Source organism: Bacteroides sp. AF29-11, assembly GCF_003602895.1.
Lineage (GTDB): Bacteria > Bacteroidota > Bacteroidia > Bacteroidales > Bacteroidaceae > Bacteroides > Bacteroides uniformis.
This window is the reverse complement of the sequence record NZ_QTLY01000001.1, coordinates 167,610-193,016: the sequence shown is the minus strand read 5'-3', so window position 1 is coordinate 193,016 and position 25,407 is coordinate 167,610. Positions and strand designations below refer to the sequence as shown.

Genomic DNA, 25,407 nt, shown 5'->3' with positions numbered 1-25,407 from the left:
TCAATCGAATAAGGATGGTGTATTCAAGGATTGCATTTTCTCTTCAGAGACTACATCGTTGTCATGATTGTGCGATGTCAGATTTCGGGCTTCTATAGTCTCCGTCCATTGCTTGTCATCAATCAATCCCATTTCAAGGGCTTTGCGTATGGCATCACGGGAGCTGCGGATGTCGGTATACCCCTGATATTCTGCATAGTCCTTCATCACTTTCCAGGCCAGTTCGTGGGTATATTCAAAACGCTGTATCCATCGTATGTCTTGCTGTACCATGATAGCTGTCTGTTTTTAAGTAAGCAAATATAAGCTTCTTTTGTGTAACGAGCAAATGGATGGGGGCTTTTTCGTGAAAGCTGTCTGGGGCTATTTTGGAGAAAGGCTGTTTTTAGGTGTGGAATAAGTTCCTGAATTTGTTGAGCCGATGTCGAAATAGTTATATATGTATGTTCTGGTTCCACATGCATTTATGAAATCAACCGTTACGCAAACTCGTTCAATTTCATGACTGTTCCGACTGCTGAAAGTAGTGAAATAATATCCTTGCATGTCTACCTCCCAATCGCAGTCAACACTCCAATGAAAATCATGCGCACCTTCAGGAATAGGATTCAATCCGCATTCACCTCCGCTTTGTGACAGATAGCCATATATAATGTCATGGTCATTTTCTTGTATTCCTGATACATTGAAAGTAATTGGTTTGGAAAACTGAACAGTGTATTCCTTTGTGTGTACTATTGCGGTTAAGGTCGTATAAATGGAACTGCCTCCGGGTGTCCCTAAATTATTCAGGGTGATAGCAGGTGATGCCTGATTTAATTGCGAATATAAATCGTTGCCAACAATCCAATCCACTGTTGCTTTTGTGGGAAAATTCTTGATACTGAATGTCCCGTTGTCACAGATTACGTCAGGGCCAATCAGTTGCATTGATGTCTTAGATACACTCAAAGGTAGCTCATTGGTAAAATTATCGGTTTGATTTTTATATTTGTAGCTCACTTTGACACTTGCGTTACCGGGTTGTGTCGGTACGATTGTTACCGTAGAGCTGTTCTGACCACTTACTATCTTAATATTCTTCCCGGTCCAATAAAATGTATGTGCCTTGCTGTCATTGATGGAATATATGTATTCTTTATATTGTTCAATATTTCTGTAGCCATCTATTTGAGGACCCATATTGGGAAAACTGATATTGCTTTTCCGAGCCATGAAATACTCTTTTGCTCCGATAGAATTTATGTAGAAATCATGGACTTCTACTCCGACATCGCTGTTCTTGAAGGCTTGCTTTGATTTCAAATTTATTTGGAATCTACTTTGTGTGACAGATGCACTTTGAGAGACTTCAGCGAATAGATTTTTATCGTAAGTCCACTTTATGCCCGTATCTTTGTTTATGGAATAATTGCACCAAAGTGTTATCGTATCTCCCAATTCAAATGTTGAAGGGGCATTGATTGGCATAGGTTTCATTTTGACATTGATGTTTCTTAGATCTGCGGTAAGTTCGATTGTACTTTTTTCAGGACGTACCATCAGGGTAGAATTACTACCTGCTTTAGTCCATAATACATTTATTGGAAAATGGTTTTTTCCTGCTGGAATTTGGGTTACCCATGTACTCTCGAATCGTTCTTGGTAGTTTGTTTTGAATCGTGCTTCTCCACCGACTGCTGAAATTCTTATACCTACAGATTGTTTTTGTATAGGAATACTTAAATCATAAGTGTAGTAACCATCACTAACATAGGGGTTCATTTCGCCCGTAATAGTACCGCTTATGTAGGAAGCACGTGTTGTGACATCAGAATAGAAATCCTTATCTTGTAACTCGTCTGTTTGTTCTTCTTTGTTGCAACTACTATTGATGAAGCAGATTAGTAGTACGAAAAATATGTTCTTCTTTTTCATGATATGTTTCTTGTTAGTATGTTATGAACGAAGGGAAAGTATATGATATTGATTTATGGTTCCTTTTAGAAGGTGCTATTCGTGTTTCTATACACCTTTTAAAGGGAATAACAAAAGCGTCCATACATTTGTATTTAGATACATGGAATGTATGAACGCTTTAATTAAATCCAAACGAGGTACAGCGCGATATGCTGTTTTTAGTTGATTACCAACCCGGATTCTGCTTCATGTTTTTATTCAGGGTCAACTGTGTAGTTGGAATCGGGTAGAAATAATGTTTGGCTTCATAAGTACGGATTTGTGCATCGGAGGCATCTATATATCCGTTCTTGGTCGCTTCTTCACAGTCAGGCACATTGCTTACGTTGGCGCCCAACATGGTGTTCGGGTACTTGGTTGAATCCAATTTGTCGAGCTGGTGCCAACGGATTAAATCCCAATATCGGTACCAGTTATCCATAATCAGTTCGCAACGGCGACAGCGGCGTATCTCCCAAATCAGATTGCTTACTCCCATATTATTGGCAGGATCGGCATCTGGAGTAGTTGTCATAGCCGGCAGGCCGGCACGAGCCTGAAGCTTGTTTATGGAGTTGTTGAGATCGTCTTGTGTGAGAGAACCCATTTCGGCTTTGGCTTCTGCAAAGTTCAGATAAATAACTGAAATCCAATAGAGCGGGCAGTCGGTGTATTGGTAGCCGATGTTGTTTCGGTCGCTAACACTCAATTCTTCGGGGTTATCATACTTGGCGATGCCATAACCGGTCGATGTGGTGAAGGCTGCTACACCGGCACGGCTGTAGGCGTGGCCTCTGAAAGAAAGTACCGGGTCAAGAATTTCGGACAGGCGCTTGTCGCGTACGGCCAAAACCTCTCTTATAGAGTAATTTTTGTCTGCATCCAATACGGCTGCATCGTCCTTGTTTTTCGAGGTTGTTGCCAACGGTTTTCCATCAAGGAAAAGGAAACTGTCGAATGCGTCCTTTGAAATGCCGTGCGTACCACTTGTATTGATTGTGTAGTCAATGGTGGAGTGCCTTAACGAACTTTGTGCATAAGGCTTGTAGAAAATCATTTCCGGATTGCTTGCCAGGCTGACAGAATTATAGTTGGCTTTGTAACTGTTACTTAGAGAGTAGTTTTTGGCCATAAGATATTCGCAGGCTGATACACATTCTTGCAAGTATTTGTTGGCGCGGCTCTCATCAGCGGCTTTGCCATTCTCAGCTTGAGTGCGATATTTGCAGTATGTACCTTCATATAAGGTGATGTCTGCTTTCATGGCATATGCCATGTCGGTGCTGAAACGTTGCCGATTGCTGTTTGCGGTAATGTGTTCGCACGCATAATTGATGTCTGTCAGCACATGGTCCATCACTTCATCCCGGTCGGTGCGTGGTCCGTAGAGGGCTTCGTTGTCGGCTGGGTCGATAACTTTGTCTATCCATTGAACATCGCCGTACATACGGACCAACTGATAGTATTCCCACGCACGGTTCATGCGTGCAAGACCTTCATAGTGGGCCTTTGTTGCTTCATCAAGAGAGGAAGACTGTACACCGGCAATGATATAGTTGGCGCGTCGGATTTCTGTGAAAGGGGCTGACCAGTTTGTGGAAGATGCGACCACGTTAGTGTAAGTCCAGTTATGGCTTTCTGCATCTACCTGGTCATCGCTTATTGTTTTGAAGTAGAACCATCCTCCACTGGCTCCGTTGCCAAAGCCGGTAAAGTTGTTATAAAAAGTATTGCACTGATTATCCAAATTATCGGTGTTGCTCCAGTATGCCGGAGTATTCGTGAAGGTATCCAAGGGGGATTTGTCCAGCAAATCGTTGCAACCGGTTAACATCGCCAGCGCTGTGACCCCATATATAAATAATTTCTTCATTGTTCTTAAGTTTTTGAGGTTGTTATAATGTTACCTGGACTCCAAATGAGAATGTGCGTGTAATAGGAGCTATACGTCCCCATCCACCGGCTGTAAGTCCATTGCCTGTACTGATTTCGGGGTCGACTGGAAGGTCATTCCCTTTGTGGAGCAGAAAGAGGTTGCTGCCACTGAAGTAGATACGTGCTTTCTCAATGTAGGCTTTGCGTGTCCACTCTTTCGGAAGGGTATATCCCACAGTTACGTTCTTCAGACGAAGATAGGACATGTCTGTCAAATAGCGGGATTGGGGATAGTAGTTGTTGCAGCCGTTAGCTATACCGGATACGGTACCTCCACTATTATTTGTACCACGATAAAGACGTGGATAACGGTTGCCTTGATTTACTTCATAACCGGTAATGGCGGTATAGTCTGAATTCCAAAGCACTTTGTTATAGCTTGTTTGGTGGGAATAGATGGCTACGTCGGCATGTACCATGGCGGGAAGGTTTAGGGAAGAAGTCGTCCAGTCCTCACGTTTGCCTACACCTTGGAAGTAGAGGTCAAGGTCGATACCTTTCCACGCTCCGCCTAAATGGAAGCTGTATTCGTAGCGTGGCATAGAGTTTCCGATGACTTTCAAATCGCCGTGGTCGTCTGCTGTGCCTTTTCCACCGTCAATCTTGCCATTGCCGTCCAAATCCTTGAACTTGACGTCTCCCGGGCCGTAATGGAAATTACCGGATTCCAGTCCTGCCTGGCTTGCAATGCCGTTTGCATAATTCCATGAGCCGTCTGCATTTTGGCTGGTGAAGTCTTTTTCCTCGAAGTAACGGTCGGTTTCAAAACCGAAAATGTCACCGTAGGTTTTACCGGTGTAATAGGTGCTGAGCAGTTTGGAATCATTGTCCCACTTTGTTACTTTAGTCTTGGAGTCACCGATGTTGAAGTTGGCATATACGTCGAAGTCGCCGAAGGTATGGCGCCAGTTCAAGTTCAACTCCCATCCACGTGTACGTAAGGTACCGGCATTTTCATAAGGAGCAGAAGCACCCAGAGTGTTCGGCAATACTTGTGCCGGTGCCAGCATGTCACGATTCTCACGTTGGAACCAGTCGAAACCTATAGTCAGTTCGTCATTCAAGAGACCCAGGTCAAGACCTATATTGAGGGTGCGGATACGCTCCCAGGTCAAAGTACTTGATACCAAATCCGGCATGTTATACATGGTCAGGAGATTAGCGTTGGCATTATTGTTTTCAATCCAATAGATATAGCCGGTACTTTTATTGTTCAACCGTTGGCTTATTAATTGTTCGAACATGTAGTCGCCCACAGCCTCGTTGCCGATTTCGCCAAAAGAAGCACGCAACTTACCATTGCTGACAATATGTTTCAGTGGGGCGAAGTAGGCTTCTTCGGAGAAGCGGTAGCCGATGGATGCAGAAGGGAAGAAGGCCCACTGGTCGGTATGGGGGAAACGGGAAGAACCGTCGTAACGTCCGTTCAGTTCCAATAAATAAATGCCTTTGTAGTCATAATTGATACGGCCGAAATAACCGGCAGAAGCGCGGGATGTATGATTCCAACTCAAATCTTGTCCATCCTTGCCAGCCATATTCAGTTCGGGGTATCCCTCTTGATCGTACATCACATTGCGGGTACCATACAGATATTTGTATTCCTCTTCTTCTGCGTTGACACCTGCCATTACATTCAGGTTGTGTTTTTTGGCAAATGTTTTGGTATAGTTTACGTATGCGTTGGCCGTCCATGTGTTCTGTTTGGAAAAGTCTCTCCAGATACCGCTATTGCCTTTAGTGACGATGTAAGAGGGTACCGGTTTCCCGCTCCAATTGATGCCGTAAACGGAGTTGTCCTGCGAACCGCTGTTCATATTCTGAATGGCATATGTAAAGTCTGCATTAAGGGTCAGTCCTTTAACGATTTCAGCTTTCAAGAAGGTGTTCATACGGGTCAGGTCTGTTGTCACTTCACGATCGGCAGCTTGCTTCTGCATGGCTATGACGCGTGTGTCATAGCCGTCGATTGTGCCCGAAGGAATGAAATAAGAACCCCAACGCCACAAATATTGGTAGGTGTTGGCCCATGTGTCCGGGCGTTTATAGTTCTTACGACTATAGTTGATGCGTGCACCCACCTGTAGCCAGTCGTAAACATTAGTGGTGACATTGACTGAGGCATTGTACTTTTTTAGTTCGTCCGGGTGAATCTTCATCTGTCCTTGCTTTTCGTTGTAGCCGAAAGATAGGTAGTAATTGGTCTTACCAGATGTTCCTTGTATAGAAACATTGTGGCTCATGGAAGGAGCAGCTTTGTTGAAGTAGATGTCCTGTACATCCCAGTCAGCATAATAAAAAGGAGTGCCGTCCAATACGATATAGTCACCCACGTTACTATCGCTTTGGTAGAGGTTCATAGGACGGTAGCCGGTCTTGCCGCCGTTCTGTTGCTGCCACTTTTCGGCGTAAGGTAACAATTTGTCGAAATACATACCGAACAATTCAGGCATACCGGCACCACCGTTCATACTGGCTTCGATACCCATCTTTAATTGTGTGGGTACATCGGGATAGTCCGGCAGGTAAGTAGCTTGATCCCATGCAAAATTGTTGCTGTAATTGATGGTAACCTTTTCGCTAGGCTTTGCGCTCTTGGTATTGATTAGAATCACACCGAAAGCGGCGCGCGTTCCATAAATGGAGGAAGCGGAAGCGTCCTTCAGTACGGAAATATTTTCGATGTCTTGCGTATCGAGGAAAGAAATGTCATCCATCGGAACGCCGTCCACTACAATGAGTGGATTGCTGACTTCTCCATTACTCAATGTCCCCAAACCACGTATACGCATGGAGGCTGTCTCGTCGATGGCACCACTTGTGGTGAGAATGCTTAGTCCCGGAACAGCCCCTTGCAATGCTTTGGCTACATCTTGTTGTGGACGACCTGCCATTGTCTTGTTTAAGTCCACTGTAGAAACTGCTCCTGTCAAGTTAGCCTTCTTTTGTACACCGTAGCCTACTACTACTACTTCATCCAGCATCTCGGTATCTTCTTTCAGAGTTATTCTCATCGTTTTGGCTGCCTTCACTTCTTGTGTCTGATAGCCCACAAATGATATTTTTAGTGTTGCTCCCGGTGTTATGGTCAATGTAAACTTACCGTCTAAGTCGGTAATTCCGCCGTTGGTAGTCCCTTTTTCTACTACGCTGGCACCGATAATCGGTTCGCCGGCTGCATCGACAACTAAACCGCTGATGGTGATAGCTTGTAATTGTTCTGTTACACCAAGCGATTTATCAGGATTGGCTTGTGCAGCCATCACGTTGCCGCTACTTAATAACAGTGAGCTGATTGCCACTGCTGTGAGGAGTTTGCTATGTGTTAGTCCTCGTTTTTTGTGATCTTCATTCATAAATGATTGATGATTTGTTGTTAATTAAATACTTCTTAAATTTAGGGTAAGGGTAATAAGGGCCGAATAGTGAGACTATTCAACTTGCAGGATTGTTTCTTTTTCCATAGGCATTTTCTCTTTTTAAAGGTTCATAACTTTATATTATCTCTTGTTTTCCTATTTGTTTGCTAAGTTCAGACGGAACTTGGAATTCAGTCAGATAGTATCTTATTGTTAGTCTGTTATCGTCTTGTTTTGACTAAAACGCGGTTGCGTTGGAAAAGTGGGAATACTTTGTTGGATGATTGAGGATATGAGCAAAAGGGAGATGTATGGCCAGTAAAATGATTTTTTCTTGAAATAGCCTTGGAAAGATTAAAAAAAGCTATATATTTGTATTCAATTCTAAAACTAACTACCTATGAAACTAATTGCAGAAAGTGGTTCTACGAGAACAGAATGGGCGCTGGTTGAAGATAATCGTCTGATACAGCGAGCCTTCACAGAGGGCTTAAATCCTTTCTTTCAAACGAGAAGAGAGATTAGCCGAAGTGTGCGGTTAGGATTACCCGAGCATTTTTTCAAAAGGAAATTGGAACAAGTCTATTATTATGGTGCCGGATGTACTTCTTATGAAAAGAAAAATGTATTGGGAGCTTCATTGGTAGCACAATTCAAAACTCCAATTCAGGTAGAGAGTGATTTGCTGGCAGCTGCACGTGGCTTGTTCAAATGCGAGGCCGGCATTGCTTGTATTTTGGGAACCGGCTCAAACTCATGTTTTTATGATGGGAAAATCGTTGTAAAGAATGTCCGGGCAGGAGGTTACATCCTGGGGGATGAGGGTAGTGGTGCTGTATTGGGCAAAATGTTCTTGTCTGATGTACTGAAAGGTTTGGCTCCTAAAGATGTAACGGCGGATTTCTTTGAGAAGTTCCGTATAAGTCCGAATGAGGTTATGGAATCTGTGTATAACCGCCCGTTCCCCAATCGCTTTTTGTCTACTATATCTTATTTTTTGGCTGATTATACCAATGATGACTATGTATTTGAGCTGATTACCGGTAATCTGAGAAATTTCTTTACTCGTAATGTCTGCCAATATGACTACAAAAATTATCCTATTCGTTTTGTGGGTTCATTGGCTTACAGCTACGCGACCATTTTGCGGGAAGTTGCCCGTGAATTTGGCATCGAACTGGAAATCATTGAAGAAACACCAATGAATGGCCTGATTGAATTCCATTCTTTAAATATAGAAGAACCTTAAATTCTTTATATAATAAGGTGTATAACCTCCTTTTTGCAAATGTATAAATATAAAGTTAAATAAATGCAAAGGAATGTTCTTGATATTAAATAATAATGTATCTTTGTTAGGACGAAATGAATGAATCATTTCTCACCTTTGTTAATAACGAGTTTTTTATCTCTTAAAACAACCAATAGAGTTAAGTAATTAACAAGATTTTAACCTTGTATAATATATAACTAAGTTCCGTCTGGACTTGGTAAATAAATAGAAAAAAAGAGAGATAATATAAAAGTTATGAACCTTTAAATAAAGAAAACGCCTATGAGAAATTAAAGAAGCCTTCGGAAATAGTCTGACTAATCCGAACTATATGATTCCCTTACCCTAATTTTGAAAAACTGGTTTAATTAACAAAATCATCAATCACTTATGAATGAAGATCGCAAAAAACGAGGACTTGCCAATGGTAAGTTCTTTACGGCGGTGGCAATCTGTGCTCTGTTTTTAGGCAGTGGCAACGTGATGGCTGCCCAAACAGCATCCAACGACTCACAAGGAGTACAAGAACAGATGCAATCTATCTCTGTAACTGTCACAGTTGTAGATACAAAAGGTGAACCTATTATTGGTGCCAATGTCATTGAGAAAGGTACGACCAATGGTGGCATTACGGATTTGGATGGAGTTTCCAAATTAAATGTAAAGCCCGGTGCTATTCTGCAAGTATCATTTGTGGGATATACTACTCAAGAAGTTAAGGCAACTTCGGTAATGAAGGTTGTTTTGAAAGATGATACGGAATTGTTGGATGAAGTTGTCGTAGTAGGTTATGGTGCACAGAAAAAGGTGAACCTGACCGGTGCGGTGGCTAATGTAGATGTCCAAGAGGCGATTGCAAGCCGTCCGGTAACAGATATTGCAAAAGCTTTGCAAGGTATAACTCCTGGTTTGAGTATCACGACTAATGTAGGAGGTATTGGCGTTGATTCTAATATCAAGTTGCGTGGTGCTACTGGTTCTTTGAGTGCTACGGAAGGGACAAGTCCACTGATTTTGGTGGATAATGTGGAAGTTCCCAGTTTAAGTTTGGTGAATCCGGACGATATTGCCAGCATCTCTGTCTTGAAAGATGCTGCGTCTGCTTCTATTTATGGTACACGTGCTGCCTGGGGGGTAGTCTTGATTACGACAAAGACTGGTAAAAAAAATGATAAACCGCGTGTTACCTACTCTAATAACTTCTCTTGGAGTACTCCGACTGTGATGCCACAAGTCGCTAAAACCTATGAGGGAGCACAAGCTATGTTACTGGCTGCCAATAGAAGCGGCGCTTCTACTGTAAGTTCGATAGGATATAATGTCGATGAAATTGCAGTTCAGAAGATGAAGGAATGGTACAACACTTATGGTGGAATGTCACAATCGGAATTAGGCGAAATGCAATTAGGTAGAGATTTTGAAGAACGTGGTGGCAAGTATTATTTTTATCGTCAGTTTGATCCGTTAGATATGTTTATGAAAGATTGGACTCCCCAACAGAAGCATAATCTTTCTGTCAGCGGCGGTAGTGATAAGACAACCTATAATATTAGTTTAGGCTATTTGAATCAACAAGGTATTTTAAAGGTTAATACAGATGAGTATGACCGTTATAATTTCAATGCCAATGTCAATACACAGATTCGTGACTGGTGGTCTGTGAGAGCAAATGTTATGTTCTCTCGTTCCACAAAATCAGAACCATATCAATACACAAGTGGTTATACAGACGTTTGGTACTATTTGTTGCGTTGGCCTTCTTTCTATCCTTATGCTGATTACCAGGGGATTCCTTTCCGTTCAGCTATGACTGAGATAGCACAGGCTAATCGTGAAAGTTTAACTAATAACTTTACTCGTGTTAATTTAGGAACTACTATTAATCCGATTAAGGATTTGGCCATTAATTTTGACTACACTTTCGCTCTACTTAATGATTATCAGAAGCGTAACGGTGGTGAAGTTGGTGGTTGGGATATGTTCAACAGTAGTAATCCTTTGACTTATAATTCAAGTTTTTATGGTGCTACCCATAATCGTGTAGTTGAACGTAGTCGATATACAATGTCCAATACTTTCAAAGCTTATGCCACTTATGAAAAATCTTTTGTACAAAAGCACAACTTGAAAGTGATGGTCGGTATGGATGCTGAAACCCGTGAAAAACTGGGTCATAGTTCAGACCGACGGACATTAGTGAACTTTGATAAACCGGAAATTAATCTGGCCATTGGTGATCAGTATGTAGATGGTACTACCTATCATAATGATTTTGCGGCAGCCGGTTTCTTCGGACGTATTAACTACGATTATATGGGTAAATATCTTCTTGAGGTGAATGCACGCTATGATGGTTCTTCTAAATTTCCCTCGGGAGATCAATGGGCTCTGTTTCCTTCTGTTTCTGCTGGATGGCGTTTAAGTGAAGAAACTTTTATGAAATGGGCAAAACCAGTTCTTTCTGATTTTAAAGTACGCGGTTCTTGGGGTACAATTGGTAATCAGGATGTAGCTGCCAACTCTTTCCTTTCTGTAATGTCTGTAAATAAGTCCTCGGGCTGGGTGATTGATGGTAAGCAGGTACCTTATATTGGTATTCCTTCCGTTGTTTCTCCGTCATTGACTTGGGAACGTGTTACTACTATTGATCTGGGTTTTGATGCCCGTTTTTTCAATAATGAACTTGGTGTCAGTTTTGACTGGTATCAGCGTACTACTTCTGATATGCATTCACCAGGTGAAACATTGCCTTCTACTTTCGGAAGCACAACAATGCCTAAGGTTAATTCCGGGGAATTACAAGGACGCGGCTTTGAGTTGTCAATAGATTATAATAAAAGATTTGCTTGTGGGCTTGGTTTAACAGCACGTGCAACTTTATCTAAGATTCGCGAAAAGATTACGAAGTATAACAACCCGAATAAGAATATTTATGGTAACTACGAAGGCAAGATTATAGGTGAAATCTGGGGATATGAGACAGATCGTCTGTTCCAATATGAAGACTGCTATCAAGATGCAGATGGAAAATGGTTTATTGATACCAATAAAGTACCTTCGCAGGCATTGTATGAAACCGGTGCATTCAAATATGGTCCGGGTGATGTAAAATATAAAGATTTGGACGGTAATGGTGAGATTACTTATGGTGAACAGACTTTGGAGGATCATGGTGACTTGAAACGCATTGGTAATACTTTACCAAACTTTGAATACGGTTTCTCTGTAGCATTGACATATAAGGATTTTGACTTCAGCACATTCTTCCAAGGTATTGGCTCAAGAGATGTATGGGCTGTTGGGCAAACTGGTATTCCGGGATTTATGCCAGGCGAAGGGTGGTTAGAGCATCAGATGGATTATTGGACTCCTGAAAATACAGATGCATTCTATCCTACACCGACTTCTCACTCTTGGATAAACAACGGACAGAATTTCCTGCGTCAAACTCGTTATTTGCAGAACATGTCATATCTGCGTTGTAAGAATATTACATTAGGTTATACTGTTCCGGAAAAATGGATGAAAGTAATAACTTTTACAAGTGGTCGTATTTATGTTAGTGCGGAAAACTTGTTCGAGTTTGATCACACTAATATTCCGGTTGACCCTGAAACGACAGAGAAAGCTGCTGCTTCTAACGGTGAGTACAAATTTGGTAAGAGTTATCCGTTTATGAGATCTATTTCATTTGGTGTTCAACTTACATTCTAATAAAATTATGAAAACAAAAATATTTGCAGTTTTAGCATTGGCTGCTGGTCTCTCTTCCTGCTCGGACTTTCTGGATCGTCCGCCTATGGATCAGATAGAGAATAGTGCAGATTTCTATAATAGTGAGAATAATATTCGCTCTACGATATATGGATGGTATGATATTTATTTTACCGGTTATCAAAGCGGTTGGGTGAAATCGGATTTTTTCGACGGAACTAATGTTGCTAATTGGGTAGATGATTTGGCGCAGAAAGAAGCGACTTTCTTTACAAATACAGCCCCTGCAACTAGTGCCGACTGGTCTTTTGCAAACGTTCGCCGTATTAACCTTGTGTGTGACGGACTTGTAAATTCCACCTTGCCTGAGAGCGTTAAGAACCATTGGATAGGCGTAGCACGCTTCTTCCGTGGTATGGAATATGCTCGTTTGGTAAGGATGTTTGGTGATGTTCCATATTATGACCATGTTGTAGATAATACGGATGAAAAAGCTCTTTATAAAGGGAGAGATTCCAGAGATTTTGTAATGGATAAAGTGTTGGAAGACTTGGAATTTGCTGCAGACAATGTAAAAGAGGCTGATGGAACAGATGGGCTTTGTGTAAATCGGCATGTGGTGAATGCTTTTGAGTCTCGTATTATGTTATTTGAGGGAACCTGGCAGAAGTATCGTGAGGGAAATACAGAATTGGCAAAGAAGTATTTAGAGGCTGCAAAGACTGCCGCGAATAGAGTAATGTCTGCGCAAAAATATAAAATTTCTAGTGATTACAAAGCATTGACTATTTCACTGGACTTGGCTGGTAATCCTGAAATGATATTATATCGTTCTTATGTGGAAGGTATTCTTACTCATGCTGAAATGTCATGGCAATCAGAACAAACATTGGGCAATGGACCTTCTAAGGATTTGGTTGATAGCTATTTGACAACTAATGGGTTGCCTATTCATCAAGACGGAAATACAGTATTTAAAGGTGATAAGGTTTTCAAGGATGAAATGACTGACCGCGACCCACGTTTGGCAGCCAATATTGATCTTGAAGGTGTACGTTTAAATGGTATTGCAGGTGCGGTATATGGTATTGGAGGTTATTTTGGTACTCGTTTTGTTAACGAAGATTTATTCAATACTGCTGCAGGACAGAGTAATACTAATACAACCGACGCACCTATTATGAAACTGAATGAGGTGCTATTGAATTATTTGGAGGCTGCTGCTGAATTAAATGATATGGGAGCTTATACCTTGTCACAAAAAGATTTGGATATTACAATTAATGAAATTCGTAAGAGGGCTTCTGTAAACATGCCTGCTGTTACATTAAGTGGTAAGAACTTTAGTGTGAATGGGGTGATTATCAATGACCCAGATCGTGATTTAGGAAACTCCGAAGTGGTTGGTGACTATGAAGTTTCGCCTATCCTTTGGGAAGTACGTCGTGAAAGACGCATCGAATTGGTGTATGAAGGCATTCGCTTCGATGATATTCGCCGTTGGGGAAAATTGCATTATGCGGATATGAAGATTAACAAAAAGTTAAACTTGGGGGCATGGTTGGATAAGGAAGCTTATTTGAAAGAATATAACCAAGCTAACGGAACGTCATATACCATTGATGATTTGAAAGACATTCTTTTGGATCGTGAAGGTAATTCAGGTTATATCAAACCTATCCAGGTTTCTTCATTATTGCGTACTTATGGAGAAAAAGATTATCTTTATCCTATCCCGACAGGACAGATATCCTTGTATAACAGTAAGAGTGAACAACTGGGAGATTCTTCTATTAAGTTAGAGCAGAACCCAGGCTGGTAATAAGATGCATCACAATGGGAGCTGATTAATTGCTACCCATTGTGATGCATGTTTATTTAGTTGAATCTATAATGGCGGTATACTTGCCTTAATATTTGAAAGATTACAAATAGTTGAGCTGTTATAAACTTAAATTAATATTTATGAGAACATTAACGAAGCTTTTGTGGATTTTATTGCTAGGAGTTGTTTTTTCTTGTCAGGACAATGTGATTGACGCAATTGATGCGACGATAGATGAAAAAAACTTTGATACGAAAATGTATGAGACTTCTGTATCTGTGGAAGATGCAAGAAATGTTGCTGAACTTTTTACTGTAAAGGATGCTCCTCGGACTCGCGTTAGTAAATCTGTCAAGGAAATAATTACTATTGAGGGAGAAGTTAATAAGCCAAGTATGTATATTATCAATTATGATAATGAACAAGGCTTTTTACTTGTTAGTGCTACCAAAAACTTCCAACCTATATTGGCTTATGCTGAGAGAGGTAGTTTTAATGCTAATAATAGAATGCCGGATGGACTTTCTGATTGGCTGGGAGATATGAAGAATGTTATTGAGGAACGAGATAAAATGCCGATTGATAGTACTTTTCAATATAGAGCAATGTGGGAAGAATATATACCTGCTATGAAAGATAAGGTATATACGCGTTCTAATATAGCTGAGTTTGAAAATTACATAGCAGATTGTTGCCGTGAATGGAAAAAGGAAGGCTATGGATATATTCCGTTTGCTGGTGCTAGGGATTATTTGCCGGAAAGTATATACGAGCAATTTCGTGCTGTTGCGGAAGGAATGACTTATATTGAATATGATTATAATCAACATGCTTACTTGCGCTGGAAACAAAAAGGTTATGAAGAAAAAATGGGAAATATATTATCAACAACTTGGACACAAGAATCTGGTTTTAATGTTGCATTACCTCAAATAAGTGGTCAATATCCACCTGCTGGTTGTGCAACAATAGCAATGGCTCAAGTAATGAAATATAATGAGTATCCAACTTTTTTTAATTGGAATTCAATGCCAAATAGTTATGCCTCTTCTGTCACTGCTGCATTTATCAGAGATGTTGCAGATGCAATTAACGCAGATTATGCATTAGATGGGACTAGTGCGTCATTATCGGATGTGCGAAATGCATTAGTGTCCAAATATGGCTATTCGACGACAGCTCAAGTTGTAAATCATTCGGCAGCAAGAACTATCGGCAACTTGAGAAAAAAGCAGCCGGTAATTATGCAAGGCTTTACAGATGATGGTAAGGTGGGGCATGCGTGGGTTGCATGTGGATATCATGACATTGATCATTATACAGAATATGAACTATTAACAATGCCAGAGGAGTTCCATCCTGGAGGGACATTCGTTTTTCTTATTTCAGATTCTTATACAACTGATTTTGATATCCGTACTTATTTTTATATGAACTGGGGATGGGGAGGTAGTTATAATGGAATGTATCTTGATACTAATTTGTATTTGGAACGTTCTGATGGTAGCTTCTCTTGGAATCGTAATCGTAAAGATATAGTTGATATTGTTCCTAAGTGAGGTGTTATTGTCTTTTTGATTTTGTCATGAAATATATGAATAACAAATAGTATTTTGACTTAAAATGTTTTTTTTGAATTACTTATAGCAAAATTTGTTCATATGAATTAGCGAACTTACCCTTATAAAAGGTGATAAAAATGCAAGTTCTAAAAAGGGTGAGAGACTGACTTCAAAATGAAGTCAGTCTCTCACCCTTTTTAGAATGCTTTTTCCTTAATCAGGTATTCTGCAATCTGCACCGCATTCAGTGCAGCGCCTTTCTTAATCTGGTCGCCCACAATCCAGAACGTCAATCCGTTTTCGTTGCTGAGGTCCTTGCGGATACGGCCTACGTAAACCGGGTCTTTGCCGGCGAGGAACAACGGCATGGGGTATTCCTTTTCTGCCGGATTGTCCATCAGAACCAAGCCTTCGCCGTTGGCAAATGCTTCGCGGGCTTCTTCTATGGAGACGGGGCGCTCGGTCTCTACCCAGATACTTTCGGAGTGGGAGCGGAGAGCGGGAACACGTACGCAAGTAGCACTGACCTTTACGTCAGAGTGCATAATCTTACGGGTCTCGTTGAACATCTTCATCTCCTCTTTGGTATAGCCGTTTTCGGTGAATACGTCGATTTGCGGAATGAGGTTGAATGCCAGCTGGTAAGCGAATTTCTCAACGGTTACGGGTTCGCCTGCCAATACCTGGCGGTATTGCTCGTACAACTCATCCATGGCAGCGGCGCCGGCACCACTGGCAGCCTGATAGGTAGAAACGTGTACGGTCTTTATATGGGAAAGCTGTTCGATGGCTTTCAGTGCCACTACCATTTGGATAGTAGTACAGTTGGGGTTGGCGATGATGCCGAGAGGACGTTCTTTGGCGTCGGCGGCATTCACTTCGGGCACTACCAAAGGTACATTGTCGTCCATACGGTAAGCGCTGGAATTGTCAATCATCACTGCTCCGTACTTGGTAATGGTTTCGGCAAATTCTTTGGAGGTGCCTGCGCCTGCGGAAGTGAAAGCGATATCAACCCCTTTAAAGTCATCATTGTGTTGCAAGAGTTTCACCTCGATCTGTTTACCGCGGAAGGTATATTTGGTTCCGGCACTGCGTTTAGAACCGAACAATACTAACTCGTCCAACGGGAAATTTCTTTCATCGAGCACTCGCAGGAACTCTTGTCCCACGGCTCCGCTTGCTCCAACAATAGCTACTTTCATTTTTCTTTTGTTTTAAATTAAGTTTATAAAAAAGTGAAATACTATCTCTAAAAAGATAGAATTGGTCGCAAATTTATAACAAAATGCTGTATAACACCGCATAAAGTGAAAAGTTTTTCGTTATTTTGCATTCAAAACCTAAAACTTATAGCCTATGGATTGGTTTGACTTCAGCTTGAAACTTCCCATCACCGACCCTACATGGATATTCCTCCTTGTACTCCTCATTATATTGTTTGCTCCCATATTGTTGAATAAGCTTCGTATTCCGCACATTATCGGAATGATACTGGCGGGGCTTGTCATTGGGGAGCATGGTTTCAATATCTTGGTGCGTGACAGCAGTTTTGAGCTTTTCGGCAAAGTAGGCTTGTATTACATCATGTTCCTTGCCGGTCTGGAAATGAATATGGGGGACTTCAAACAGAACCGGGGCAAAGCGCTTGTTCTGGGGCTCTTGGCTTTTATTGTGCCCATAGGCATAGGCTTGGTAACGAATATAGCTTTGTTGAAGTACGGGGTGCTGACCTCTGTCCTACTGGCAAGTATGTATGCGTCACATACGCTGGTGGCCTATCCCATCGTGATTCGTTACGGTGTGTCGCGGCATCGCAGTGTGAGTATTGCAGTGGGGGGGACGGCGGTTACGGATACACTCACTTTGCTGGTTCTGGCCGTTGTGGGTGGTATGTTCAAGGGGGAGTCGGACGGCTTCTTTTGGGTATGGCTTGTCATAAAGGTTATCTTCCTGGGTATTTTGATTGTATATCTGTTTCCACGCATAGGCCGTTGGTTCTTCCGGAGGTACGATGACAACGTGATGCAGTTCATATTCGTGCTTGCCATGGTTTTCCTCGGAGCCGGATTGATGGAGTTTGTGGGGATGGAAGGTATCCTGGGTGCTTTCCTTGCAGGTTTGGTTTTGAACCGGCTGATTCCGCATGTCTCTCCGTTGATGAACCATCTGGAGTTTGTGGGCAACGCCTTGTTTATTCCTTATTTCCTGATAGGTGTGGGCATGCTGATTGATGTGCACGTGATTTTCGGTCATGGCGATGCTCTGAAAGTAGCGGCTGTAATGATTGTGGTGGCATTGGCAGGTAAATGGATTGCCTGCTGGCTGACGCAGAAAATATATAAGATGGGAGGGATTGAACGGGAGCTGATGTACGGATTGAGCAATGCACAAGCAGCGGCAACGCTGGCGGCTGTGTTGGTGGGGTACAACATCATTCTGCCCAATGGGGAACGCTTGCTGAACGATGATGTTTTGAATGGTACCGTCCTGCTGATTCTTGTAACTTGCATTGTGAGCTCGTTCATTACGGAGCGTGCCGCACGGAAGATTGCCATGGAGGAGGCGCATCTGGAAGAAAACCGCTCCGTGGAAGCGGAGAAGATATTGATTCCGATAGCCAACCCCGATACGATTGAAGACTTGATAAATCTTTCTTTGGTGATACGCGACCCGAAGCAACGGGATAATCTGTTGGCACTGAATGTCATCAACGACGATAGCAGTTCTGAAAGTGCCGAATTGCGTGGGAAACGCTATCTGGAAAAGGCTGCCATGATAACGGCCTCGGCAGATGTGCCGTTGAGGCAAATCACGCGTTACGACTTGAATATCGCTTCGGGCATTATCCATACAGCAAAAGAATATGCGGCAACGGATGTCATTATAGGTCTGCACCGTAAAGTCAATATTGTGGATTCATTCTTCGGTATGCTGACGGAGAATCTGCTGAAAGGCTTGCATCGCGAGGTGATGGTTTCCAAGTTCCTGATGCCCATTAACACAATCAGGCGGGTGATTGTGGCGGTACCTCCGAAAGCCGAGTATGAGGCGGGATTCCTGAAGTGGGTGGAACATTTCTGCCGGTTGGGGAGTACTTTGGGCTGTCGGGTGCATTTTTATGCCAATGAAGAGACTACCGACCATCTTCAAGGGCTGGTGAAAGCCAAATATGGACAGACATTGACAGACTTTTCCCGCCTGGACGATTGGGGGGACTTACTGATATTGACCGGACAAGTGAACTTTGACCATCTGTTAGTGATTATCAGTGCTCGCCGGGGCTCCATCTCCTATGACAGCTCCTTCGAGAAGCTACCGGCACAAATCAGCAAGTACTTTGCAAATAACAGCCTGATAGTACTCTATCCCGACCAACTGGGCGAGCCGCAGGATGCGGTATCCTTCTCCAACCCGCGTGGCAACAACGAGTCGCAGCACTACGAGAAGGTAGGCAAATGGTTCTATAAATGGTTCAAGAAGAATTGACGATTGACAATTGATAATTGACAAAAATCTGTGTAAATCCGTGTAATCTGTGGTGAAAATGGAAGATTGGCAACAACGAACGCAACTTTTATTAGGAGATGAAAAAATGGAACGCCTGCGCCGGGCACATGTACTTGTCATAGGACTGGGTGGTGTAGGTGCTTATGCGGCCGAGATGATATGCCGTGCCGGAGTGGGGCGGATGACGATTGTCGATGCCGATACCGTGCAGCCTACGAATATAAACCGTCAGTTGCCGGCTCTGCATTCTACCCTGGGGCAAAAGAAGGCGGAGATATTGGCATCACGTTTCAGGGACATTAATCCGGCTCTGGAACTGAGAGTGTTGCCCGTATTCTTGAAAGATGAGAACATACCGGAACTGCTGGATGATGCGGCTTATGACTTTGTGGTGGATGCCATCGATACGCTTGCTCCAAAATGCCACTTGATAGCGGAAAGCATGAAGCGGCATATCAAGATAGTGTCCAGCATGGGGGCAGGAGCAAAGAGTGACATTTCGCAAGTGCGCTTTGCCGATATCTGGGATACCTATCATTGCGGGTTGAGCAAGGCTGTGCGTAAGCGTTTGCAAAAAATGGGCATAAAGCGGAAACTTCCAGTTGTTTTCAGCACCGAACAGGCTGATCCGAATGCCGTTTTGCTGACGGACGACGAGATGAACAAGAAGTCCACCTGTGGAACAGTGAGCTACATGCCTGCAGTTTTTGGCTGCTATTTGGCCGAATATGTAATTAAAAGACTATAGTAATAGCACTTGAAAGAAAACTATCAAATAGTAAATAGTAAATTGTCAAATTGTAAATAGCCTAGTGATTCATTTAGAGAATATAACGAAGAGTTTCGGTAACCTGCAAGTGTTGCGGGGTATTGACCTGGAGATAGAGAAAGGGGAGATTGTCAGCATTGTAGGCCCCAGTGGAGCGGGTAAAACTACCTTGCTGCAAATCATGGGTACGTTGGATATGCCGGATGGCGGTTCGGTGGTTATTGACGGTACACAAGTCAACCGTATGAGGGAGAAGGAACTTTCCGCATTCCGCAACCACCATATCGGCTTTGTGTTCCAGTTCCATCAACTGCTGCCGGAGTTTACGGCTTTGGAGAATGTAATGATACCAGCCTTCATTGCCGGAAGAGGACAGCAGGAAGCCAAGGAGGCGGCTACGGAAATTCTTGAATTCATGGGGCTTGCCGAACGGGCCTCCCACAAGCCGAATGAGTTGTCGGGAGGTGAGAAGCAGCGTGTGGCGGTGGCCCGTGCTCTCATCAATCATCCAGCAGTGGTGCTGGCAGATGAACCTTCCGGCAGCTTGGATACCCATAATAAGGAAGAACTGCACCAGCTCTTTTTTGATTTACGTAACCGTTTCGGACAAACGTTTGTTATCGTAACCCATGATGAAGGACTGGCGCAGCTCACCGACCGGACGATACATCTGATTGACGGGGAAATCAATAAAATGGTCTGAGCCTATTTCCCCGTGCCCATTACTCCCGAGTCATTGTCACTGTTGTTTACCTTCCGCTGTGCTGTCTTGAAACTGCGGCCGAACGAGAAGTTGTAGGAAAAGTTCACCAGGAACATGCGGGAGCTTTCTTTTATGTAATTATTTGTCTTGTAGGATGCGAATTTATTCCAGTTTTCGCTTTGTACTTTATAGTTGTCGGTGAAAGGATTGAATGCACCGACTCCTACCCGAAGATTCTTATGCTTGTAATATACAGCTAACATCTGGATGTTTTCTCCTCCCGAGAGGGTTTCTCCCCAGAAATTGTTCCAATTGGTGTTTATCTGCCAGAACAGAGAGAACTGTTTGTAGTTTAATGAGGCTTCTGCCTCACAAAACCAGTTGGTGTAGGTATGCGAGTAGTGATTGCCATGGCTCATGTAATGGTTGACACCGCCCGTAAAAGAAAATTGCAGAATGTCGCGGATGGGGCCTACGCGGAGCATGGCACGTCCGGAGAGTTTCTGCCAATCCTTCTGATTGTCCCAAGTCTGCACTATTTTGTTGCCTTCTTGAATCTTCTCGTCCATAATGGCATTGGGACGATAGTCATAGGCTCCCCATAAGTTGGTGTAAAAGATGCCTTTTTTCCACTCGTAAGTCAGCTCCGTATGATAGCACATGTACGACTTCAGATTCGGGTTACCACGACGTATCTGGAATGAATCCACTGCTTGTTCCACATCGCTGAGGTCGCCCAATGAAGGAGAAGCGTTATAGATGTTTCCCTTCCAGCGGAGGTAGGAGTTGTCTGACATGGCATAGTGCAGAACGATACTCGGGTTGAAACTGTAGCTCTCGGTAGATTTGTCCTTGCCGCTCTGATTATAGTAGAAACGGGTCATGGCCACTCCCAGCCGGTAGTTTAGTTTGTCTATCTTTCCACGGTATTCTCCGAATATGTATGTGTTCCCTTGGTGCATATTGGTTTCATAATAATGCCCGTTTCTGTATTCATTGTTGGAGTAGGACTGTGTATGGTTCAATCCAAAGCTCAATGCGTTCCCCTTGGAATATTGCTTCTCGTAAATGACCTCGGCAATCAGGGAGTATTTGTTTCCTCGGATATTGTTGTCAATATCGGTCAATATGTTTCCCAGGGTGCTTTCTTGGTAGAGCCGCTGCGATTTTTCCCGATTGTAGGTGCCTACTACATTGAATACCAGGGTTTGTTTGTTTTTCAGGTCTTGTTGGTAGTACAAATCGAGTGAGGGACGTGTCCAGCTCTGGTCGGTACGGTCGGTCATGTCTACCACGTCCGCTTCGTCATTGGCGTTATAGAGAGTTCCTTTATAATCCCAGTGCGGCTGATTGTTTCCTCGAAGGCGGAAGGTGGCGCTGAAAAGGGAATTTTCAGAAGCCTGCAAACTGTAATTTACGTTTAGGTTGTGCTGGTACATGGTTGCCTTGCTGGGCTCTCCTTTCTCCAGGCGTCTGAGTGTAGTGCCGTCTGCCAGGTGGAATTCTTCTTCATTGTCGCGGTACATGCCGTTAAAATCCCGCGGTCCCATGTAATAGGAGAAGCCGAATTCTGATTTTTTGTGGTTTACTTTGCCGTACAGATTATAGTTTCCCCACATCGTGTTCAACCCTTGGGAAATGTCGGCACCGAAGTTTCCGCCCGTTTTAGGTCGGCGCACTATGTAGTCCAAAACGACTTCGGCATTACCGTAGCGCAGTCCCGGATTGTCATGGTACTCTATACGTATAATGTCGGCAGGGCGAATGGCTTTTATCTCGTCTATTTCGGCTTTGACTCCATTGATGCGTAATTGCAGTTCTCCACCGCCGGACAATCCAATCTCATTGTTCATGGGGTTGACCAGAATACGTGGCAGCATCAGTTCCTGCAACAGATTCACTCCGTTTGTGGAAGTTTTCATTTGTCTTTCGGATGGGAAAACCAGTTTACGGTCGGCACGGCTGATTTGGCTGGAGCCGGTGATAGTCACTCCTTCCAGTGCGATAGAAGCACTGTCTAATACGATTGGTCCAAGGTCGGTATGGCGCTTTACTCCATTGAGGGTGATGTATCCGGTATTATACCCGATGCTGGAAAGAACAAGTCTGTAATCTCCGGCAGCCGTGTTCTTGAAGATGAATTCTCCTTCTGGACTTGTGGTCACACCGGCGACAAAAGTAGAGTCGATGGTCTGTAATACCACATTGACATACTCTATACTCTTGTCGGAAGCATCGCGGACGGTTCCTTTTATTTCTATTTTTTGAGCAAAAGCATTCTGTGCCATACTGCCCAGCAGCATGGTTATAATCATTAATTTTTTCATATTGATACGATGGTTCTAATCCTTATTGCAGTAGGCCTTCCTGTTTTTAGGGTGTTTCTGCTTGTTAGACGAAATGACTGGTGAAAAGGTTGCATCAGACATTGAAAAATGTTGCATGATGCTGTTATTCAAAACAAACGTAGTGACTGATTTTCTCCAAATCGGTATCGGAGAATTCCTCGTAAAGTGCAAAAGGTTTCAGACTATGAAGGTCGCCTTTCTTCTTCCGGTATTCTACAAAGGCCTTTGCCTGGTAGAAGTTGATGTAAGGATGGTTGCGCAGCCTCTCTATGCTACTACGGTTCAGGTTGATGAGGTGGATGGCCCGGGTGTCGATGGAAAACCAGGACTGCAATTGGGTGGTGTCCAAATGGATTTCTTGTAATTGCGTGATGTTGTAGAATCCTCCCAAGCGTTGCCGATAACCGATGATTAGACGGGCAATGCCACTACCGATACCTGGTATTTTCTTCAGTTCTGTGGTGTCGGCGCGGTTCAGGTCGACAAGGGTCCCAGACGGATATTTTTCCGGTGCAATTCGGAAAGTAACGGCGCTGTCATTGCTTGCAGGAGAGCTGTACAACTGGACGGTTCTTGTTTCTGTGTCTTTCGGAGTGATGTGGATATAGGGTAAGAGTGTCTGATATTGTTTTTCTGTCATTCCATATATTTTCCGGAAATCTTCTGCCTTATGGAACTTCCCTCCTTTACTACGGTAGCGGAGTATGTTCCGCGCCATCCATCCGGGCAGTCCCAGTCGGCAAAAAATGACGGAGTCGGCGGTATTGGGATTGAAACGGGCCAAGGAGACGGTTGTCGGTTGTTTTTGGGAGGAAGGTTTAAGTCTGTTGTCCCATTTTTGTTCCTTTTCTTGTATGGATGCGATGAACGATTCGTATTCTGCCATGGCAGTGGCCTGCCGCCGGATTACTTCATCGGAGAGGGGGCGGTTCTCTCTTTGGTATATATAAATATACCCGGAGAGAAAGACGAGAATAATGCCGGTAATCAAAACCAGTATTCCGCGCCTTTCTCCCCGGGAGAAATAAAGGAATTCTTTAAAGGGGTTCTGCATGATGACCTATTTCAGAAAACCCAGTTCATTGATAAAAATCAGTGCAATTCCTATCGGAGCAATATATTTCAGGATGAATATCAATAGCTTGTAGACGGATACTTTCAGAGTGCCATTGTTGCTGACTTCTTCCCATACGATTTTCTTGTCCAGATACCAGCCTATGAAGATGGAAATGAAGAAACCGCCTAACGGTAGCATTAGCTTGGCCGTTACAAAGTCGAACAAATCGAATAGGTTTAATCCGAATGCGGTATAGCTCTTGCCGATACCGAGAGACAGTGAGCAGAATACTCCTAAGAAAATACAGCCCGCTGTCACGTATCTGGCTGCCTTGCTGCGTGAGAACTTGAACTCTTCATGTAGATAGGCAGTTACCACTTCGTGCAGGGAAATGGTGGAAGTAAGTGCTGCCAATGCCAGTAGGATATAGAACATCAGAGACAGCAGTATCGCCAGCCAGGGAATATTGCCGAACGCTTGCTGAAAGACATTAGGTAAGGTGATGAATAGCAGACTAGGACCCGCATCCGGTTTGATGCCTACAGAGAAGGCGGCAGGGAAGATGATGAATCCTGCCAAAATGGCTACCATGGTGTCGATAGCCGCCACGTTGAGTGCCGTTTTGGGCAGGTTCGTATCATTGCGGAAGTAAGAAGCGTATGTACAGAGACATCCCATCCCCAAGCTCAAGGAGAAAAATGCCTGGCCCATGGCTCCAAGGAACACATTGCCGTCCACTTTGCTGAAGTCCGGTTTCAACAGGAATTCAATGCCTGCTCCTGCTCCGGGCAGGGATATGGAGCAGATGGCAAGGATTATCAATAGGACAAATAGCATTGGCATCATGATTTTGGCTGATTTTTCAATACCTTTTTCCACTCCTTTGACAATGATGAGATGGGTGGCCAGCAGGAACAGCACCAGCCAGATGACCGGACGCCAGGGGTTGCTGACAAAGCTGTTGAAGGATGCGATGAAATCGGCTGCCGACTTCCCGGCAAAACTGTTGGTAGCCGCTTCGCCGATAAACTCAAGCGTCCATCCTGCCACAACGGAGTAATATCCCAGAATAAGGAATCCGGCCAGTACGCCCATACGTCCTACCCAGCGCCAATGCGTGCCGGGTGCCAATTTCTGATAAGCCCTTGCCGTATTGGCACGCGAGCGCCTGCCGATGAGGAATTCTGCAATCATGATGGGGATGCCGAGAATGAGCACGCAAACCAGGTATACAAAGATAAATGCCGCACCTCCGTGATTCCCGGTCTCAAACGGGAAACGCCAGATATTGCCTAAACCGACTGCGGAGCCTGCCGAGGCAAGTATGACGCCTAATTTGCTTCCGAAGTTGGCTCTGTCACTTTTTGTCATAAAACGTAGATTTTTCTTTCAATTCGTTATTAATACCAGCTAA

At 43.4% G+C, this 25,407-nt stretch carries 15 protein-coding genes; 7 read left to right on the top strand and 8 right to left on the bottom strand.

Annotated elements, in window-relative coordinates:
• The 4 genes from DWZ03_RS00775 to DWZ03_RS00760 all read right to left on the bottom strand — a co-directional run bounded on the left by DWZ03_RS00775 (nt 1) and on the right by DWZ03_RS00760 (nt 7,229).
• Nucleotides 1-273 carry an HI0074 family nucleotidyltransferase substrate-binding subunit gene (locus DWZ03_RS00775; protein WP_005824947.1) on the bottom strand — a complete coding sequence of 91 codons (273 nt, stop codon included), beginning with the start codon at nt 271-273 and terminating at the stop codon, nt 1-3.
• Between the two features lie 90 nt (nt 274-363).
• The gene (locus DWZ03_RS00770; RefSeq protein ID WP_005824945.1) at nt 364-1,917 is read right to left on the bottom strand and encodes a hypothetical protein; all 1,554 of its coding nucleotides are present in this window, start codon (nt 1,915-1,917) and stop codon (nt 364-366) included.
• Between the two features lie 208 nt (nt 1,918-2,125).
• Complete coding sequence (locus tag DWZ03_RS00765) at nt 2,126-3,811, bottom strand: RagB/SusD family nutrient uptake outer membrane protein (protein WP_120128460.1); 1,686 nt, start codon at nt 3,809-3,811, stop codon at nt 2,126-2,128.
• 22 nt (nt 3,812-3,833) lie between these two features.
• Nucleotides 3,834-7,229, bottom strand: coding sequence for a SusC/RagA family TonB-linked outer membrane protein (locus DWZ03_RS00760; protein ID WP_120128458.1), 3,396 nt, complete (start codon nt 7,227-7,229; stop codon nt 3,834-3,836).
• A 403-nt stretch (nt 7,230-7,632) separates the two neighbouring features.
• Here DWZ03_RS00760 and DWZ03_RS00755 point away from each other — a divergent pair, with 403 nt between their 5' ends.
• From DWZ03_RS00755 to DWZ03_RS00740, 4 genes are all read left to right on the top strand, one after another.
• Complete coding sequence (locus tag DWZ03_RS00755) at nt 7,633-8,481, top strand: hypothetical protein (RefSeq protein WP_005824933.1); 849 nt, start codon at nt 7,633-7,635, stop codon at nt 8,479-8,481.
• Nucleotides 8,482-8,895: 414 nt separating this feature from the next.
• Nucleotides 8,896-12,219, top strand: a complete 3,324-nt coding sequence (locus DWZ03_RS00750; protein WP_005824930.1) for a SusC/RagA family TonB-linked outer membrane protein — start codon at nt 8,896-8,898, stop codon at nt 12,217-12,219.
• A gap of 7 nt (nt 12,220-12,226) precedes the next feature.
• Nucleotides 12,227-14,041: a RagB/SusD family nutrient uptake outer membrane protein gene (locus DWZ03_RS00745; protein ID WP_005824929.1), complete on the top strand. Its 1,815-nt coding sequence runs from the start codon at nt 12,227-12,229 to the stop codon at nt 14,039-14,041.
• Nucleotides 14,042-14,184: 143 nt separating this feature from the next.
• Complete coding sequence (locus tag DWZ03_RS00740; protein ID WP_005824927.1) at nt 14,185-15,603, top strand: C10 family peptidase; 1,419 nt, start codon at nt 14,185-14,187, stop codon at nt 15,601-15,603.
• Between the two features lie 200 nt (nt 15,604-15,803).
• Here the strand turns inward: DWZ03_RS00740 and DWZ03_RS00735 are convergent, their stop codons facing one another.
• Nucleotides 15,804-16,811, bottom strand: coding sequence for an aspartate-semialdehyde dehydrogenase (locus DWZ03_RS00735; protein WP_120128456.1), 1,008 nt, complete (start codon nt 16,809-16,811; stop codon nt 15,804-15,806).
• Nucleotides 16,812-16,965: 154 nt separating this feature from the next.
• Here DWZ03_RS00735 and DWZ03_RS00730 point away from each other — a divergent pair, with 154 nt between their 5' ends.
• The 3 genes from DWZ03_RS00730 (at nt 16,966) to DWZ03_RS00720 (ending at nt 20,588) form a co-directional block, all read left to right on the top strand.
• Nucleotides 16,966-19,095, top strand: coding sequence for a cation:proton antiporter (locus tag DWZ03_RS00730; protein ID WP_120128454.1), 2,130 nt, complete (start codon nt 16,966-16,968; stop codon nt 19,093-19,095).
• 58 nt (nt 19,096-19,153) lie between these two features.
• Nucleotides 19,154-19,864, top strand: coding sequence for a ThiF family adenylyltransferase (locus tag DWZ03_RS00725; protein ID WP_120128452.1), 711 nt, complete (start codon nt 19,154-19,156; stop codon nt 19,862-19,864).
• Between the two features lie 64 nt (nt 19,865-19,928).
• On the top strand, nt 19,929-20,588 hold the full coding sequence (locus DWZ03_RS00720; RefSeq protein ID WP_005824920.1) for an ABC transporter ATP-binding protein: 660 nt from the start codon (nt 19,929-19,931) through the stop codon (nt 20,586-20,588).
• Nucleotides 20,589-20,590: 2 nt separating this feature from the next.
• On the opposite strand, the gene DWZ03_RS00715 is transcribed toward DWZ03_RS00720, so the two are convergent.
• The 3 genes from DWZ03_RS00715 to DWZ03_RS00705 form a co-directional block, all read right to left on the bottom strand.
• The gene (locus DWZ03_RS00715) at nt 20,591-22,915 is read right to left on the bottom strand and encodes a TonB-dependent receptor (RefSeq protein ID WP_120128450.1); all 2,325 of its coding nucleotides are present in this window, start codon (nt 22,913-22,915) and stop codon (nt 20,591-20,593) included.
• A 124-nt stretch (nt 22,916-23,039) separates the two neighbouring features.
• Entirely contained in the window at nt 23,040-23,990 is a 951-nt protein-coding gene (locus DWZ03_RS00710; protein ID WP_120128448.1) for a helix-hairpin-helix domain-containing protein, read from the bottom strand.
• A gap of 6 nt (nt 23,991-23,996) precedes the next feature.
• Nucleotides 23,997-25,364 carry a sodium-dependent transporter gene (locus DWZ03_RS00705; RefSeq protein WP_120128446.1) on the bottom strand — a complete coding sequence of 456 codons (1,368 nt, stop codon included), beginning with the start codon at nt 25,362-25,364 and terminating at the stop codon, nt 23,997-23,999.
• Nucleotides 25,365-25,407 lie beyond the last annotated feature (43 nt).

Bases quoted from the DNA above. Each gene is read 5' to 3' on its own strand.
- DWZ03_RS00775 (WP_005824947.1), bottom strand. From the start codon at position 273: ATGGTACAGCAAGACATACGATGGATACAGCGTTTTGAATATACCCAC.
- DWZ03_RS00770 (WP_005824945.1), bottom strand. From the start codon at position 1,917: ATGAAAAAGAAGAACATATTTTTCGTACTACTAATCTGCTTCATCAAT.
- DWZ03_RS00765 (WP_120128460.1), bottom strand. From the start codon at position 3,811: ATGAAGAAATTATTTATATATGGGGTCACAGCGCTGGCGATGTTAACC.
- DWZ03_RS00760 (WP_120128458.1), bottom strand. From the start codon at position 7,229: ATGAATGAAGATCACAAAAAACGAGGACTAACACATAGCAAACTCCTC.
- DWZ03_RS00755 (WP_005824933.1), top strand. From the start codon at position 7,633: ATGAAACTAATTGCAGAAAGTGGTTCTACGAGAACAGAATGGGCGCTG.
- DWZ03_RS00750 (WP_005824930.1), top strand. From the start codon at position 8,896: ATGAATGAAGATCGCAAAAAACGAGGACTTGCCAATGGTAAGTTCTTT.
- DWZ03_RS00745 (WP_005824929.1), top strand. From the start codon at position 12,227: ATGAAAACAAAAATATTTGCAGTTTTAGCATTGGCTGCTGGTCTCTCT.
- DWZ03_RS00740 (WP_005824927.1), top strand. From the start codon at position 14,185: ATGAGAACATTAACGAAGCTTTTGTGGATTTTATTGCTAGGAGTTGTT.
- DWZ03_RS00735 (WP_120128456.1), bottom strand. From the start codon at position 16,811: ATGAAAGTAGCTATTGTTGGAGCAAGCGGAGCCGTGGGACAAGAGTTC.
- DWZ03_RS00730 (WP_120128454.1), top strand. From the start codon at position 16,966: ATGGATTGGTTTGACTTCAGCTTGAAACTTCCCATCACCGACCCTACA.
- DWZ03_RS00725 (WP_120128452.1), top strand. From the start codon at position 19,154: ATGGAAGATTGGCAACAACGAACGCAACTTTTATTAGGAGATGAAAAA.
- DWZ03_RS00715 (WP_120128450.1), bottom strand. From the start codon at position 22,915: ATGAAAAAATTAATGATTATAACCATGCTGCTGGGCAGTATGGCACAG.
- DWZ03_RS00710 (WP_120128448.1), bottom strand. From the start codon at position 23,990: ATGCAGAACCCCTTTAAAGAATTCCTTTATTTCTCCCGGGGAGAAAGG.
- DWZ03_RS00705 (WP_120128446.1), bottom strand. From the start codon at position 25,364: ATGACAAAAAGTGACAGAGCCAACTTCGGAAGCAAATTAGGCGTCATA.